The organism is Mycobacterium sp. PS03-16 (genome assembly GCF_004570325.1).
Taxonomy (GTDB): domain Bacteria; phylum Actinomycetota; class Actinomycetes; order Mycobacteriales; family Mycobacteriaceae; genus Mycobacterium.
The window spans coordinates 47005-62037 of record NZ_SPQO01000019.1 but is presented as its reverse complement, the minus strand read 5'-3'; the positions used below and the strand labels follow the sequence as shown (position 1 = coordinate 62037).

The 15033-nt window shown below is 70.7% G+C and carries 11 protein-coding genes; 4 read left to right on the top strand and 7 right to left on the bottom strand.

What is annotated here, in order from left to right:
• Window positions 1–76: 76 nt before the first annotated feature.
• Genes E4P42_RS16915 through E4P42_RS16905 form a run of 3 tightly spaced genes read right to left on the bottom strand, consistent with a single transcriptional unit; the run spans window position 77 to window position 4989 of the window.
• Window positions 77–4297, bottom strand: a complete 4221-nt coding sequence (locus E4P42_RS16915) for an alpha-(1->3)-arabinofuranosyltransferase (RefSeq protein ID WP_245234068.1) — start codon at window positions 4295–4297, stop codon at window positions 77–79.
• A 13-nt stretch (window positions 4298–4310) separates the two neighbouring features.
• On the bottom strand, window positions 4311–4484 hold the full coding sequence (locus E4P42_RS16910) for a DUF2613 domain-containing protein (protein WP_066832392.1): 174 nt from the start codon (window positions 4482–4484) through the stop codon (window positions 4311–4313).
• A gap of 25 nt (window positions 4485–4509) precedes the next feature.
• On the bottom strand, window positions 4510–4989 hold the full coding sequence (locus tag E4P42_RS16905; RefSeq protein WP_135127232.1) for a universal stress protein: 480 nt from the start codon (window positions 4987–4989) through the stop codon (window positions 4510–4512).
• 116 nt (window positions 4990–5105) lie between these two features.
• Between E4P42_RS16905 and E4P42_RS16900 the strand changes: the two genes are divergently transcribed.
• Complete coding sequence (locus tag E4P42_RS16900; RefSeq protein WP_209305798.1) at window positions 5106–6296, top strand: glycoside hydrolase family 3 N-terminal domain-containing protein; 1191 nt, start codon at window positions 5106–5108, stop codon at window positions 6294–6296.
• A gap of 28 nt (window positions 6297–6324) precedes the next feature.
• Window positions 6325–6936: a TetR/AcrR family transcriptional regulator gene (locus E4P42_RS16895; protein ID WP_135127230.1), complete on the top strand. Its 612-nt coding sequence runs from the start codon at window positions 6325–6327 to the stop codon at window positions 6934–6936.
• Between the two features lie 15 nt (window positions 6937–6951).
• Here E4P42_RS16895 and E4P42_RS16890 read toward each other — a convergent pair whose 3' ends face one another.
• From E4P42_RS16890 to E4P42_RS16880, 3 genes are all read right to left on the bottom strand, one after another.
• Window positions 6952–8040 (bottom strand): methyltransferase, encoded by a 1089-nt coding sequence (locus E4P42_RS16890; RefSeq protein ID WP_135127229.1) that lies wholly within the window; start codon window positions 8038–8040, stop codon window positions 6952–6954.
• Window positions 8041–8152: 112 nt separating this feature from the next.
• The gene (locus E4P42_RS16885; protein ID WP_135127228.1) at window positions 8153–8998 is read right to left on the bottom strand and encodes a MaoC/PaaZ C-terminal domain-containing protein; all 846 of its coding nucleotides are present in this window, start codon (window positions 8996–8998) and stop codon (window positions 8153–8155) included.
• Window position 8999: 1 nt separating this feature from the next.
• Entirely contained in the window at window positions 9000–10364 is a 1365-nt protein-coding gene (locus E4P42_RS16880) for a 3-oxoacyl-ACP reductase (protein WP_135127227.1), read from the bottom strand.
• 127 nt (window positions 10365–10491) lie between these two features.
• On the opposite strand from E4P42_RS16880, the gene E4P42_RS16875 reads away from it, so the two are divergent.
• Together E4P42_RS16875 and E4P42_RS16870 are read left to right on the top strand one after the other, a co-directional pair.
• A complete protein-coding gene (locus E4P42_RS16875; protein ID WP_135127263.1) occupies window positions 10492–11775 on the top strand; it encodes an acetyl-CoA C-acetyltransferase in 1284 nt (427 codons plus the stop codon).
• A gap of 325 nt (window positions 11776–12100) precedes the next feature.
• A complete protein-coding gene (locus E4P42_RS16870) occupies window positions 12101–13024 on the top strand; it encodes a TIGR03564 family F420-dependent LLM class oxidoreductase (protein ID WP_135127226.1) in 924 nt (307 codons plus the stop codon).
• Window positions 13025–13075: 51 nt separating this feature from the next.
• On the opposite strand, the gene E4P42_RS16865 is transcribed toward E4P42_RS16870, so the two are convergent.
• On the bottom strand, window positions 13076–14911 hold the full coding sequence (locus tag E4P42_RS16865) for an acyl-CoA dehydrogenase (RefSeq protein ID WP_135127225.1): 1836 nt from the start codon (window positions 14909–14911) through the stop codon (window positions 13076–13078).
• Between the last annotated feature and the right edge of the window lie 122 nt (window positions 14912–15033).

The following is a 15033-nucleotide window of genomic DNA, read 5'->3' as shown; positions in this document are numbered from 1 at the left end:
GTTGTTGCCCGTCTTCGCCACTGGAATAGGCGAAGGCGGGCACACGCGTACGTGGGCACAGCGCAACCACAGACGCCTAACGCAGCCCAGGGCGTCCGCGGGCATTGAGCGGGACGGCCGAGGCCGCCACCGCGGCGACCGACAACAGCGCCAGGAACTGCACGCCCGCCGAGTGTCCGACGTATCCGTCGACCGAACGCCACGGATTCTGCGACAGCACCGCGCCGGCCAGGATCAACCCGCTCGCGGCCACCACGACCGTGGCCCGGTCGCGCACTCGGTCGCGGTGGCGCAGCGCGTACAGCGCGCCCAGCACGGCTCCGACCATCAGCGCACCCACCCAGCCCGAGACCACCGTGCCGACGGCCAGTGCCGCAGCGCCGGCGAGCAGCGGGTGAGGCCGCCAGGGCCGGGCGGCCGCACCCGTGCGCCGCCGCCGCGCGGGCAGCCACGCCAGCAGCGCCAGGACCGGCAGCAGCGCCAGCCCGGCGATCAGGCCCGTCCGGTACAGCGTGTTGCTGCCGAAATCCAGGGTCACGGGGCCCTCGGTGCCGGCGGGCACCACCCATCCCTGCTGCCAGCCGTTGACCACGATCGGGGTCAGCGTGACGCCCGAGGCGGTGTGGGCGCTCCACCCGGGATTGACGCTCTCGGGCACCACCAGCACCCGGTCGGTGGCGGCGGCGTCGACCGTCACCTCGCGGCGGTCCGCACCCCACTCGCCGGTTCCCACGGATTGCATTGCCGCAGAACGGATGTCACGAGCCAGGGGCCCGGACAGCTGCACGCCGTCCACCACGAACCGGTTGCCCGGGCTGATCAACAGCTCCTGCTCCCCGGCGGGCAGCGCGATCGGTTCGCTGCGGCACGGCCGGGCCGGCACCGGCTCGCCGTCGAGCAGGGCGCCGACGGTGGTGGTGACCGACGTGGGCACGAACTGCCCCGCCACCCCGATGACGGGTCCCTGCCCGCAGGGCAGCGCGATCGTTCGGGCGCGGTTGCGGGCGGCGTCGGGCGCGCCGATCGGCGCGCCCCGCCCGTCGAGTGCGGTCACCTCCGCCACCCCGGGCGGTTTGAGCTGATCGAATCCCAGTGAGGTGCGGTCGATTACGTCGTTCCAGTCCAGCAGCGAGATCCGCACGGTATCGGTGCGGTGCGGCGCCAACGCCAGGGTCTGCGCACCGCCGCCGGACAGCCGGCGCACCTGCGGACCGTTGCCGAGGTCGACGGCCACCATCGTGGGATGGGCGGGCGGTTCGGTCCGGCTGGGCGTCACCCGCACCGCGGCGACCTCCCGTTCGGCGGGCAGGGTCAGGGTCAGGGTGGGCGAGGTCCGGGGCTGCACCGCGCGCTGCGGTGCGGTCCACGCGGTGTCCGGATCGCCGTCACCGGCCGCATACGCCGATCCCAGCACGTCGATGATGTCGGCGTCGCCGGCGACGCGGGTGGTGCCGGGCGCGCGGATCAGGTCGGCCAGCGCGGGCCCCTGCCGGGAACGCACCCACACCGTCGGCGTCACCGACGTCGGCTCCGGCACGGTCAGCGTCCGGCTCAGGTTGACCGGCTCCTCCGGCGCCAACGCCATCGCCGCGGCACACTTGACGCCGTCGGGGCTGTCCACGCAGCCAAGCCGGCCCAGCAGCTCCGAGCCCAGATCCCACTTCGCGACGGCCGATCCGGCGGGCGGGCCGGGCACCGCGACGGTGTGGCGCAACGAGATCGGGGTGGCGAAGCCGTTCGCGTCGTACTGGGTGACCGACAGGTCGGTGATCCCGAACTGCACACCCGCCGACCCGTCATCGGTACCGGTCGCGGTGATCCGCACCCACGGTGTCTCGCCGTAGGGCAGCGGAACCGTCAGCGGTTTACCCGGTTCGTCGAAGCGCAGGGTGCTGGTGCCGTTGACGGTGGCCACCTCGATCCGCCGCACCTGCGCGCCGACGGCGGTGGCGCTCGGGGTGACGGTCAGCGTGGCGTTGGTGACCGGCTTGTCGAAGTCGACCTGTAACCACTGGCCGAGCGCGGCCTGCAGCGAGTTGGACACCCAGCTGGTCGAGGTGTCGGCGTCGATGGCCGCGGCGGGGCCGGTGGCCGGGGCGACGTTCGGCAGGGCGGTCGAGTCGGCCGCCGAACTGGACACCGTCAACCGCCCGCCGCTCCAGCGCCCGTACACCGGATCGGCGCCCTGAGAGGGGTAGTCCGGGACCCGGTTGAAGGTGTGCCGCGGATCGCCGGGGGCGCGGACCGCCGAGGTGTGGTCGTCGACGCGGCCGTAGTCGGTCTCGCGGGCCATCGGGGTGTCGGTGACGGTGACCAGGGGCACCGGCAGGCCGGCGCGCTGTGCGTCGGCGGTGAGCAGCATCGGCCCCAGCGGCGGCTGGCCGAGCAGGCGGCGGCGCTCGTCGAGCCGCAACAGCGCCTCGGGTGCCCCGTCGACCCGGGCCATCGCGTCGGCATCGACCAGGTACGGCGCCGACGGGTTCACGGCTGAAGTGACGCGGTAGATCTCCACCGCGGGATAGCGGGGCCGCAGCCCGCTGTCGGAGACGAACCCGTCGAGGGTCCCCGCGCCGATCGGGTCGCCGAATTCGGCGACCTTGGTCAGCCCGGGAGAGCCGTCGATCGCGCGGTGCACCAGGATCGGCCGCGCCGACCGCGACGATTCCGGGTCCAGGTCGTTGCGGACCACCACATGGGAGATGCCCTGGCGGGCCAGCGTGTCGGCCAGTCCGGCCGACGGCCGCCCGGCGGCGAACAGGCGCTGCACCGAGTCCAGGGCGCGGATGGTCTCCGGCGGGGTCAGCGGGATCGAGTCGCGCACCCCCCAGGGACTGTTGCCGAGCACCTGCAGGGGTTCGTCGCGGGTGGTGCCCCACACCTGGGTGGCGAACGGGGCGCCCGGGGCCACCAGCACCCGCCCCGCCGTGGGATCCCCGGTGTTGTTCGCGTCGAGCCACTGTGCGGTCTCGTGCCAGTACGGCGGGAGCGCGGTGAACGCGCCCGGCGCGGTCAGCCGTCCCGTCCAGGCCAGCGAGGTACCGGCGAGCAGCGCCGCCAGCACGACGATTCCCACCGCCACCCGCCGGTCGCGTTCGGGGTGGGCGAACGCGTGCAGCCACGCCGGTCGCGGCACGCTGCCCGGCAGGGGAACCCGACCGAGCAGGTGGATCAGGCCCAGCGCCAACGGCAGCCGCACCACCGGGTCCAACTTCTGCAGATTGCGCAGCGGGGTGCCGTCGGCATCGAGGAATGCCTGCACCTGATGGGCGATCGGAGAGCCGAGGCCGCCCGAATAGCCGGCGGCCAGCAGCGCGACGCCGACCAGCAGCATCGCGATCAACCGCCCACGCGCCGGCATCGAGCGCATCGCCAGCCCGGCCAATCCCGCCGCCGCGACCAGGACGGTGGCCAGCACCGCCACCGAACCCGTCACCAGCGGTGAACCCGCGGTCGCGGTCGGCGCCACGAACGGCGTCCAACTGCCGGTGCCGCGCAGCATCTCGGTCAGCGACATCCACTGCGTGGTGACGCCGGAGGATTCGATGTAGTCCAGGAACGGTGGGGAGATCCGGCCCAGCAGCAGCAGCGGCACCACCCACCACAGCACCGCCAGCGCGGCGCACCCCAACCACCAGCCGGTGAACCGCAGCCACACCCCGTTGGGGCGGTGACACGCCCACCACAGCACCGCGGCCAGACAACCGGTCAGCGTGGCCACGGCGTTGACCGCGCCCATCAGCGCGATCGCCACCGCCGAGCGGGCGGCCAGCACCCGGATCCGCGGATCACCCCTCAGGGCGAGGATCACCGGCAGCAGCACCCATGGCGCCAGCATCATCGGCAGCGTCTCCGACGACAGCGCACCCAGCGTGGTCAGCACGCGCGGGGACAACGTGTACGCGACCGCGCCGACCACCCGTGCCGACGTGGTGCCGATGCCGAGCGCCTCGGCGACCCGCAGCACCCCCCAGAAGCCCGCCACCAGCAGCAGCGCCCACCACAGCCGCTGGGTCACCCAGCCGGGCAACCCGAGTACGTCACCGGCGAGGAAGAACGTGCCGTGCGGGAAGAGGTAGCCGTAGGCCTGGTTCTGCGCCTGCCCGAACGGCAGGTCGCTGTTCCACAGGTCGGCCGCACGGGCCAAAAACCGCAGTGGGTTGGCGGTGAGGTCGAGTTTGGTGTCGGGCGATATCTGTCCGGGCGACTGGGCGAAAGTCAGGACCAGCGCCGCCGCGGCGGCCACCCACAACCAGCGCCGCGACAGCGGCTGCGGTGCGTCGGCGCGCGGCGGGGACACCGCGGCCGGGGAGCTAACCTCTGTCGCCGTACTCGACCCTGTTGAGCACCGATGACGCCGGATCGCCCGCTTGCAGCGGCGGCTTCGTGTCCTGCTGCACCATCAGCGTCACCCCGAACACGGCCGCCGCCCCGAGCAGCAGGCCGACGACGATGCTGGCGGCCGAGGGGACGATGAACCGTTCCATGGCGCCCAAGTTAGCACGCGGCCCGTCACGGCCCCGGCGGCACGATCAGCACCGGACGGCGCCCGTGCCGCAGTACGTTGTCCGCCACGCTGGACTGCAGCAGCGACCGCACACCCGTGGTGCCGCGGGTGCCGGTGACGATGAGATCGGCCGCGACGGCGTCCGCGGCGTCGATGATCGTGCCCCAGACCGTGCCGGTGATCGGCACACACAGCGCCTCGGCGGGTAGGCCCGCGGCGCGCGCCAGGTCCACACCCTCCCCGTTGGTGCGCTGCGCGTCGGCGAGGGCCATGTCGACGTCGTCGGTGTCCGACGGGTCGGGCGGGCCGTCGAGGTCCACCTCGTGGCGCTGCGGTCCGCGCAGCGCCGGCGACCACACCGTCAGCACCACCGCCCGCGCCGCGGCGGTCAGGAAGCGGCCGGCGTAGTGCACGGCCCGGCGCGCGTTGTCGGTGCCGTCGTAGGCGATGACCATGACGTCGAGCGCCGCGTCATCGCCGGTCATCGCACCTCCCTTACTCGGTGTCGAGCTTAGGCGACGCCAGATACCGCAGGTGGCGCCGGCATCCCGGCGGTGCGCGTGGTCGATAACCGCCGGCAAAGCCGTTACTGTCGGGATCCATGGCTTGGACCCGCGGAGTGTTCACGGTGCTGGCGACGTCCGGACTGCTGCTCGGCTGCTCATCGCAGGCGCAGGAACCGGCCGCCGCGCCGCCACAGCCGGCCCAGGTGCAGCCGGCGTCCACCAACATCCCGCTGCAGCCGCCGGCCCCGCTGGCGCCCGGCGTCCCCGCGTGCGGACAGGGGCCCCAACTGCTCGCCGAACTGTCGACCCGCGACAAATTGGCGCAGCTCGTGATGGTCGGCGTCGCGGACGCCGCCGACGCCCGCGCGGTCGTCGACACCCATCGCGTCGGCGGCATCATGATCGGCAGCTGGACCGACCTGTCGATGCTCGGCGCCCCATTGGCCGACATCGCCGCATCGGCAGCGCCGCTGCCGCTGGCGGTCAGCGTCGACGAGGAGGGCGGCCGGGTGTCCCGGTTGGCCGGGTTGATCGGCAGCCAGCCCGCCCCCCGCACGCTCGCCCAGACCTCGACGCCCGAGCAGGTGTACGGCATCGCGCGCCAGCGCGGGCAGGCGATGCGCGGCCTGGGCATCACGATCGACTTCGCGCCGGTCGTCGACGTCACCGATGCCCCGAACAGCACCGTGATCGGGGACCGGTCCTTCGGTGCCGACCCGGCCACGGTCACCGAGTACGCCGGCGCCTACGCGCGCGGCCTGCGTGACGCGGGGGTGCTACCGGTGCTCAAGCACTTCCCCGGCCACGGCAACGCCTCCGGCGACTCGCACGCCGAGGGTGTGGTCACCCCGCCGCTGGCCGATCTGCAGAACAGCGACCTGGTGCCGTACCGCACGCTGACCACACAGGCGCCGGTGGGGGTGATGGTCGGCCACATGCAGGTGCCAGGGCTGACCGGCAGCGACCCGGCCAGCCTGAGCCCGGCGGCCTACGCGCTGCTGCGCTCGGGTGGCTACGGCGGGCCGGGCTTCAACGGGCCGGTGTTCACCGACGACATCTCCAGCATGCGCGCGATCACCGACCGCTACGGCGTGGCCGAGGCCGCGCTGCGCAGCCTGCAGGCGGGTGCGGACACCGCGCTGTGGGTGACGACGGCCGAGGTCCCCGCGGTGCTCGACCGGCTCGAGGCCGCGGTCGCCGGCGGCGATCTGCCGATGGCGCGGGTCGACGATTCGGTGCTGCGGATCGCCGCGATGAAGGGGCCCAACCCGCGCTGCGGCGGCTGACCGGTGGCCGATCTCTTACCCTGAAGTGATGGCCGGAGGAACAAAACGTTTACCGCGCGCCGTGCGCGAGCAGCAGATGCTCGACGCGGCGGTGCAGATGTTCTCGGTCAACGGCTATCACGAGACGTCGATGGACGCCATCGCTGCCGAGGCGCAGATCTCCAAGCCGATGCTGTACCTGTATTACGGCTCCAAGGAGGAGTTGTTCGGCGCGTGTCTGAATCGTGAGCTCGGCCGGTTCGTCGACGAGGTCCGCGCCGGCATCGATTTCTCCCAGAGCGCAAAGGATCTGCTGCGCAACGCGGTGCGGGCGTTCCTGTCCTACATCGACACCAACCGCGCGTCGTGGATCGTGCTCTACACCCAGGCCACCAGTTCGCAGGCGTTCGCCCACACCGTGCGCGAGGGCCGCGAGCGGATCATCGACCTGGTCGGCCGGCTGCTGCGCGAAGGCACCCGCCACCCCGAACCCGACACCGACTTCGACATGATGGCCGTCGCGCTGGTGGGTGCCGGCGAGGCGATCGCCACGCGGGTCAGCGCCGGCGACGCCGACGTCGAGGAGGCCGCCGAGTTGATGATCAACCTGTTCTGGCGCGGCCTGAAGGGCACGCCGGCCGACACCCCGGTGAGCCGCTGACTCTCCCGACGGGCGTTACACCGCCTTGGCCTCGATCAGGCTGATCGGGGCGACCGTCGGCACGATGCGGGTCAGCCGGAAATTCGCCTGCCGCAACAGCTCTCGGTACTCCTGCGCGGTCCGCTCGCGCGCGGTGGTGGCCATCAGCATCTCCAGGTCGGTCCAGTTGCCGATGAATGCGCGGTCGTGCTCGGGAATCACGAACTCGGCGAGCAGCAGCGTCGTGTCCGGTGTCGCGGCGGCCCGGATGTTGCGCAGGATCGTCAGCGCCTGATCGTCGGGCCAGTCGTGGATCACGTTCTTGGCCACGTAGACGTCGCCGCCGGCGGGCACGGCGTCGAAGAACGAGCCGCCGACGATGTCGACCCGCTCGGCGACGCCGTGGCGGCCCAGCAGCTCGGGCGCGCCCTCGACCACCTCCGGCAGGTCGTAGAGCACCCCGCGCGCGGTCGGGGTGGCGGCGAGAATGGCCGCGAGGAGCCGGCCGTGGCCGCCGCCGACGTCGACGACCGTGCCGAAAGGGCGGTAGTCGTAGGCGGCGGTCAGCGGGACGACCGCGGCCGCGGACATGTTCGTCATCGCGTCGTTGAAGATCTCGCCGAACTCGGCGTTCGTGGCCAGGTACTCGAAGCCCGGCATGCCGCGCATCTTGGGCACCGTCGCCTCGCCCGTGCGGATCGCCTCGAGCAGCGCGCTCCAGTGCTCCCGGTGGGCGGGGTGGCCGATCATCCGCGCCATCCCCGCAACCGACATCGGGACGTCCGAACGCAGGCTCTCACCCAGCGGATTGAGCGCGTAGCGGCCGTCGCGGCGCCGGGTGAAGATACCCTCGCCGATCAACGCGCGCATCAACCGCCGCAGCGCGTCGGGATCGGCACCGACACGGCGGGCCAGCTCGTCGATGGTCAGCGGCCCGTCGGCCAGCGCGTCGGCCACTTTCAGGTCGGCGGCCACCGTGATGCCCTGGGCCACCCAGGCGCCGAGGATCTTCTCCAGCATCACCGCCGACGGCGGCGCGCTGCGTTGATGCAGACCTTTCAACAGATTCCGGACCCGTTCGACGACGCGCACGACACGGACCGGCGGCACCTTGGCGGCAGACACCGCAGCACTGTACGACGGCGCGCGCACCCATTCCCGGCGAACAGACACACAGTCGCACGAATCCGTGCGGATTCACACGACTGTGCGTCTGCTCGCGCGGCCCGGAGAGGGGTTACAGCGCTGCGACCGTGCCGGTCAGGTGGGGCTCACCCATCTTGTTGCGCAGCACCAGTTCCCAGCCGCCGTCGCCGGTGCGGTCGACGTACAGGCCGGCCTTGGCCGGCAGCACCACCGGCTTGGCGAACCGCACGGAATAGCGCACCGCACCCGGCAGCTGACCCTCGACGTTGGCGAGCACCGCGGCCGCGGAGAACATGCCGTGGGCGATGACGGTCGGGAACCCGAACAGCTTGGCCGCGACCGGGTTGGTGTGGATGGGGTTGTGGTCGCCACCCACCGACGCGTAGTGCCGGATCTGTCCCGGGGTGATGTTCAGCAGCGCGTTCGGCGGACCCAACTTCGGCTGCTTCTGCGGCGGCGGCTTGGGCTCGTCGGACAGGCTGGTGCGCTGCTGGTGCAGGAACGTGGTGACCTGGTGCCAGGCCAGCTCGTTGCCCACGTGGACGTCGGTGACCACGTCGACCAGCAGTCCGCGACGGTGCTCACGTAGGTTCTCGGCGTGCACGGCGGCCGACACGGTGTCGCTGACCGAGATCGGCCGATGCTGGGTGATGTGGTTCTCGACGTGCACCGAACCCATTGCGGCGAACGGGAAGTCGAAGCCGGTCACCAGCGACATCACGGTCGGGAAGGTGAGCGCGAACGGGTATGTCAGCGGCACCGTGTCCCCGAACTGCAGACCGGTGACGTCGGCGTACTCGGCGACGTTGACCGGATCGATCGACAGTTCGTCGACGGTCAGGGTGCGGTCGGGCAGGGTGGCGCCGCGCGGGACGAACGGCAGTGCACCGACCGCGGCGCGCAGCAGATTCCGGGTCCCGCTGGGCTGGTCGCTCACCTCACGCCCCCAGCATGGCCTGGCCGCAGACCCGGACGGTGTTGCCGGTCACCGCATTCGACGCCGGGCTGGCGAAGTAGGCGATGGTCTCGGCGACGTCGACCGGCTGCCCGCCCTGATACAGCGAGTTCAGCCGGCGTCCCACCTCGCGGGTGGCGAACGGGATCGCCTCGGTCATCTTTGTCTCGATGAACCCGGGGGCGACGGCGTTGATCGTGACGCCCTTCTCCAGCAGCTTCTCGGCCAGCGCGTCGGTCAGCCCGATCATCCCGGCCTTGGTGGTGGCGTAGTTGGTCTGCCCGCGGTTGCCGGCGATCCCGGCCATCGACGACAGCCCGATCACTCGGCCGCCCTCGCCGAGGACTCCGTTGTCGACGAGCCCCTCGGTGAGCTGCAGCGGCGCCAGCAGGTTGACCGCGAGCACCGCGTCCCAACGGCCCTCGTCCATGTTGGCCAGCAGCTTGTCGCGGGTGATACCGGCGTTGTTGACCAGGATGTCGAGCTTGCCGCCGTTGACGTCGGCGTAGTGCTCACGCACGTGCTCGGCGATGCGGTCGACGGCGTCGGCGGCGGTGACGTCGAGGGTCAGCGCGGTGCCGTCGACCTTGGCGGCCACCTTGGCCAGATCCTCGGCCGCCTGCTCGACGTCCACGGCGATCACCTTGGCGCCGTCGCGGGCGAACACCTCGGCGATGGTGGCGCCGATGCCGCGGGCCGCGCCGGTCACCACCGCGACCTTGCCCGCCAGCGGCTTGTCCCAGTCGGCGGGCGGGGCGGCGTCCTCGGGGCCGACGCGGTACACCTGACCGTCGACGTAGGCCGACTTGCCGGACAGGATGAACCGCATCGTCGACTCGAGCCCGGTGACGGCCGGCTTGGCCAGCGGCGACAGGTAGACCAGCGAGGCGGTCGCGCCGCGGCGCAGCTCCTTGGCCAGCGAGCGGGTGAAGCCCTCGAGTGCGCGCTGCACGATCTGTTCGTGCGGGCTCTCGGTCTCGTCGGGGGTGGTGCCGACGACGACGAGCCGGGCGTTCGGGGTGAGGTTGCGCAGCAGCGGGTTGAAGAACTCGTAGAGACCCTTGAGCCCCTCGGGTTCGGTGATGCCGGTCGCGTCGTACACCAGCCCGCCGAAGGTGTCGGCCCAGCGGCCGCCGAGGTTGTTGCCGACCACGTCGTAGTCCTCGGCCAGCGCCGCGCGCAGCGGTTCGACCACGCGGCCCTCGCCGCCGATCAGCAGCGCGCCGGGCAGCGGCGGCTCACCGGCCCGGTATCGGCGCAGGGTCTCGGGCTGGGGGACCCCCAGCTGTTTGGCCAGGAACGCGCCGGGGCCGGAATGGACAATTTGGGTATAGATGTCGGAGGCCACTTCAGCTGCCTTTCGTCCGCGGAGTGGTAGTCCACCCTGAACTTACTCCAGAGTAAGAACGGTGGGTAATATCAGGGGTTAGATAGCCGGATAGACAGTGGAGGCAAACGTGGCTGAAGGCAGAACCATGCGACGGGTCGCCGTCCTCGGCGGCAACCGGATTCCGTTCGCCCGGTCCGACGGGGCGTACGCGAACGCGTCGAACCAGGACATGTTCACCGCCGCGCTCGGCGGGCTCGTCGACCGCTTCAACCTGCAGGGCGAGACGCTGGGCGCGGTCATCGGCGGTGCGGTGCTCAAGCACAGCCGCGACTTCAATCTCATGCGGGAATGCGTGCTCGGCAGCGCGCTGTCGTCGTACACGCCCGCATTCGACATCCAGCAGGCCTGCGGCACGGGGCTGCAGGCGACCATCGCCGCGGCCGACGGCATCGCCTCCGGGCGCTACGAGGCGGCGGCCGCCGGTGGCGTCGACACCACCTCCGATGCGCCGATCGCATTCGGCGACAACCTGCGCAAGACACTGCTCGGGCTGCGCCGCGCCAAGTCGAACGTCGACCGGCTCAAACTCGCAGGCAAGCTGCCCGCGGCCGTCGGCATCGAGATCCCGGTCAACAGCGAACCGCGCACCGGGATGTCGATGGGTGAGCACGCCGCCATCACCGCCAAGGAGATGGGCATCAAGCGCGTCGACCAGGACGAGCTCGCCGCGGCCAGCCACCGCAATATGGCGGCCGCCTATGACCGCGGCTTCTTCGACGATCTGGTGACCCCGTTCCTCGGGGTGTACCGCGACAACAATCTGCGCGCCGACTCCTCGGCGGAGAAGCTCGCCAAGCTCAAGCCCGTCTTCGGTGTCCGCCATGGCGACGCCACCATGACCGCGGGCAATTCGACGCCACTCACCGACGGCGCCTCGGTCTCGCTGCTGGCCTCCGAGGACTGGGCGCAGCAGCACGGCATCGAGCCGCTGGCCTACTACGTCGACGGGGAGACCGCCGCGGTCGACTACGTCAACGGCAAGGACGGCCTGCTCATGGCGCCGACGTACGCGGTGCCGCGGCTGCTCGCCCGTAACGGCCTGACGTTGCAGGACTTCGACTTCTACGAGATCCACGAGGCGTTCGCCTCGGTGGTGCTGGCCCACCTGCAGGCCTGGGAGTCCGAGGAGTACTGCAAGGAACGGCTGGGCCTGGATTCGGCGCTGGGCTCGATCGACCGCACCAGGCTCAACGTGAACGGGTCGTCGCTGGCCGCGGGGCATCCCTTCGCTGCGACCGGCGGGCGCATCGTCGCGCAACTGGCCAAGCAGCTGGCCGAGAAGCGCAAGCAGACCGGCCAGCCGGTGCGCGGACTGATCTCGATCTGCGCCGCCGGCGGCCAGGGCGTGGCGGCGATCCTCGAGGCGTGAGAGATTTGCTGAAACTTTTCTGCCAAGGCGTGTAACGCCGCCGTCTGCCGCACCGATACTCCAGATAGCTCCGTGTTGCCGTCTGACCCCCCGACCCGACGGCAACACGGGGCCATCTTCTTGAATCGACGCGGCTCGATTCGACCTAGTTCACCTCTGGCCTGAGGGGAGTCAGAGGCGTACAGTCGAATCCACGACGGGTTCGGGAGTGACTGATCCAAACAGCCGGCGCAGAGGTGAACAGCCGGCGGCGCGAGACAGGTGTTGAGACGCCCTCATTGTCCTCCCGGACCCGCCCTGTTTTCCCGGACGTAGCCTGTGCGGTATGCGCACCAGCATCTTCGGATTTCTCAGTGACCACGGCGATCAATCGCCCGTCGACTTCTGCGTCCGCCAACTCGCCGGCTACCGCGACGAGGGTTTCTCCCGCGTCTGGTTGGCGCAGCTGCCCCACGAACCCGATCTGCTTACCATCCTGGCCGTCGCCCTGCACGAGGTCGACGGCATCGAGGTCGGCACCGGCGTGCTGCCGATCCAGAACCAGCATCCGATGCTGCTCGCGCAGCGGGCGCTCACCCTCAGCCACATCAGCGACGGCCGCTTCGTTCTCGGCCTGGGCCTGACACACCGCATGGTCACCGAGGGGATGTGGGGCATCTCCTGGGATCGGCCCGTGCGGCGCATGCGCGAGTACCTCGACGGCCTGCAGCCACTGCTGGCCGGTGAGCCCGCCGACGCGGCGGGCGAGATCGTCACCACGCGCGGAGCGCTGCAGATCCAGGCACCGCAGCCGCCGGTGTACCTGGCCGCGCTGGGCCCGCAGTTGCTGCGGTTGGCCGGACGGCGCACCGCGGGCACCGTGACCTGGATGACCGGACCCAAGACGCTGGCCGACCACGTGGGGCCGACCCTGCGTCAGGCCGCGGCCGACGCCGGCCGGGCCGACGGTGAGGTGCGGGTCGTCGCGGCGCTTCCGGTCAGCGTCACCGACGACGTCGACGGGGTGCGCGCGCAGGCCGCGAAGCAGTTCGCGGTGTACGGGCAGCTGCCGTCCTACCGGGCGATGCTCGACCGCGAGGGGTACGCCGGCCCGGCGGACGCCGCGATCATCGGGGACGAGGACACCGTGACCCACCGGCTCGACGAGCTGCGTGCCGCGGGCGTCGACGAGTTCGTCGGCACGGCGTTCGACGCGTCGCCGGAGGGCCGGGCCCGCACCCGCGCCCTGCTGCGCCGCCTCGACGGGTAGCCACCAACGCAAACGGCCCCCGCCGGAGCGGGGGCCGTTCGTGAGCTCGGATCAGAAGACCGCTTCGTCGATCTCCATGATCTCGTTGTCGATGTTCTCGATGACCTGGCGAGTGCTGGTCAGCAGCGGCAGGAAGTTCTTCGCGAAGAACGATGCCACCGCCAGCTTGCCCTCGTAGAAGTTCTTGTCCGCACCGGTCGCGCCGTTGTCCAGCGCCTCGATCGCCACGGCGGCCTGTTTCTGCAGCAGCCAGCCGATCATCAGGTCGCCGACGCTCATCAGGAACCGCACCGAACCCAGGCCGACCTTGTAGACGTTCTTCGGGTCCTCCTGCGCCGACATCAGGTAGCCGGTCAGCGAGGCCGCCATCGCCTGCACGTCGGTCAGCGCGGTGGCCAGCAGCGCCCGCTCGGCCTTGAGCCGGCCGTTACCGGCCTCGGCCTTGACGAACTCCTCGATCTGGCCGGCCACGTGCGCCAGCGCCACACCCTTGTCGCGGACGATCTTGCGGAAGAAGAAGTCCTGCGCCTGGATGGCGGTGGTGCCCTCGTACAGCGAGTCGATCTTGGCGTCGCGGATGTACTGCTCGATCGGGTAGTCCTGCAGGAAGCCCGACCCACCGAAGGTCTGCAGCGACTCGGTGAGCTTGGCGTACGCCTGCTCCGAGCCGACACCCTTGACGATCGGCAGCATCAGGTCGTTGACCTTGAGTGCGAGGTCGCCGTCGACACCGTGCACGGCCTGGGCCACCGCGGTGTCCTGGTAGGTGGCGGTGAACAGGTACAGCGCACGCAGACCCTCGGCGTAGGCCTTCTGGGTCATCAGCGAACGACGCACGTCCGGGTGGTGGGTGATCGAGACCCGCGGCGCGGTCTTATCGGTCATCTGGGTCATGTCGGCACCCTGGATGCGGCTCTTGGCGTACTCGAGCGCATTGAGGTAACCGGTCGACAGCGTCGCGATGGCCTTGGTGCCCACCATCATGCGGGCCTGCTCGATGACATCGAACATCTGCGCGATGCCGTTGTGCACCTCGCCGACCAGCCAGCCCTTGGCGGGGACATCGTGCAGGCCGAACGACAGCTCACAGGTGGCCGAGACCTTCAAACCCATCTTGTGCTCGACGTTGGTGACGAAGACGCCGTTGCGCTCGCCGAGTTCGCCGGTCTCGAAGTCGAACAGGAACTTCGGGACGAAGAACAGCGACAGACCCTTGGTGCCGGGGCCTGCGCCCTCGGGGCGGGCCAGCACCAGGTGGAAGATGTTCTCGAACAGGTCGTCGGAGTCGGCCGAGGTGATGAAGCGCTTCACGCCCTCGATGTGCCACGAGCCGTCGTCCTGCGCGACGGCCTTGGTGCGGCCGGCGCCGACGTCGGAGCCCGCGTCGGGCTCGGTGAGCACCATCGTGGCGCCCCAGCCGCGCTCCGCGGCGAGGACGGCCCACTTCTTCTGCTCCTCGGTGGCCTGCTTGTAGAAGATGCTGGCGAAGCCGGGGCCGCCGCCGTACATCCACGTCGCCGGGTTCGCGCCGAGCAGATGCTCGTGCAGCGCCCACACCAGCGCGCGGGGCATCGGCATGCCGCCGAGCTCCTCTTCGATGCCGACGCGGTCCCAACCGCCCTCGGTCACCGCGCGGACGGACTTCTTGAACGACTCGGGCAGCGTCACCGAGTGGGTCTTGGGGTCGAACGTCGGCGGGTTGCGGTCACCGTCGGCGAAGGACGCCGCGATCGGCCCCTCGGCCAGGCGGGCCATCTCACCGAGCATCTCGGTGGCCGTATCGGCGTCCAGATCGGCGTAGGCGCCCTGACCCAGAGCCTTGTCGACGCCGAGCACCTCGAACAGGTTGAAGACCTGATCGCGGACATTGCTCTTGTAGTGGCTCACGTTTCCTCCTCGATGAGAATGCCACCTGCGGTTGGGTACTTCGGGATAAGTTACCCACCAGTAACTGTCGCCGACTATACCGCTCGGTAACTTCAACGCAAAGCGGTGCAGAGCAATTTCCA

Coding starts and splice junctions, on each gene's coding strand:
- E4P42_RS16910 (WP_066832392.1), bottom strand. CDS start 4,484: ATGGAACGGTTCATCGTCCCCTCGGCCGCCAGCATCGTCGTCGGCCTG.
- E4P42_RS16875 (WP_135127263.1), top strand. CDS start 10,492: ATGCGACGGGTCGCCGTCCTCGGCGGCAACCGGATTCCGTTCGCCCGG.
- E4P42_RS16900 (WP_209305798.1), top strand. CDS start 5,106: ATGGCTTGGACCCGCGGAGTGTTCACGGTGCTGGCGACGTCCGGACTG.
- E4P42_RS16895 (WP_135127230.1), top strand. CDS start 6,325: ATGGCCGGAGGAACAAAACGTTTACCGCGCGCCGTGCGCGAGCAGCAG.
- E4P42_RS16870 (WP_135127226.1), top strand. CDS start 12,101: ATGCGCACCAGCATCTTCGGATTTCTCAGTGACCACGGCGATCAATCG.
- E4P42_RS16905 (WP_135127232.1), bottom strand. CDS start 4,989: ATGACCGGCGATGACGCGGCGCTCGACGTCATGGTCATCGCCTACGAC.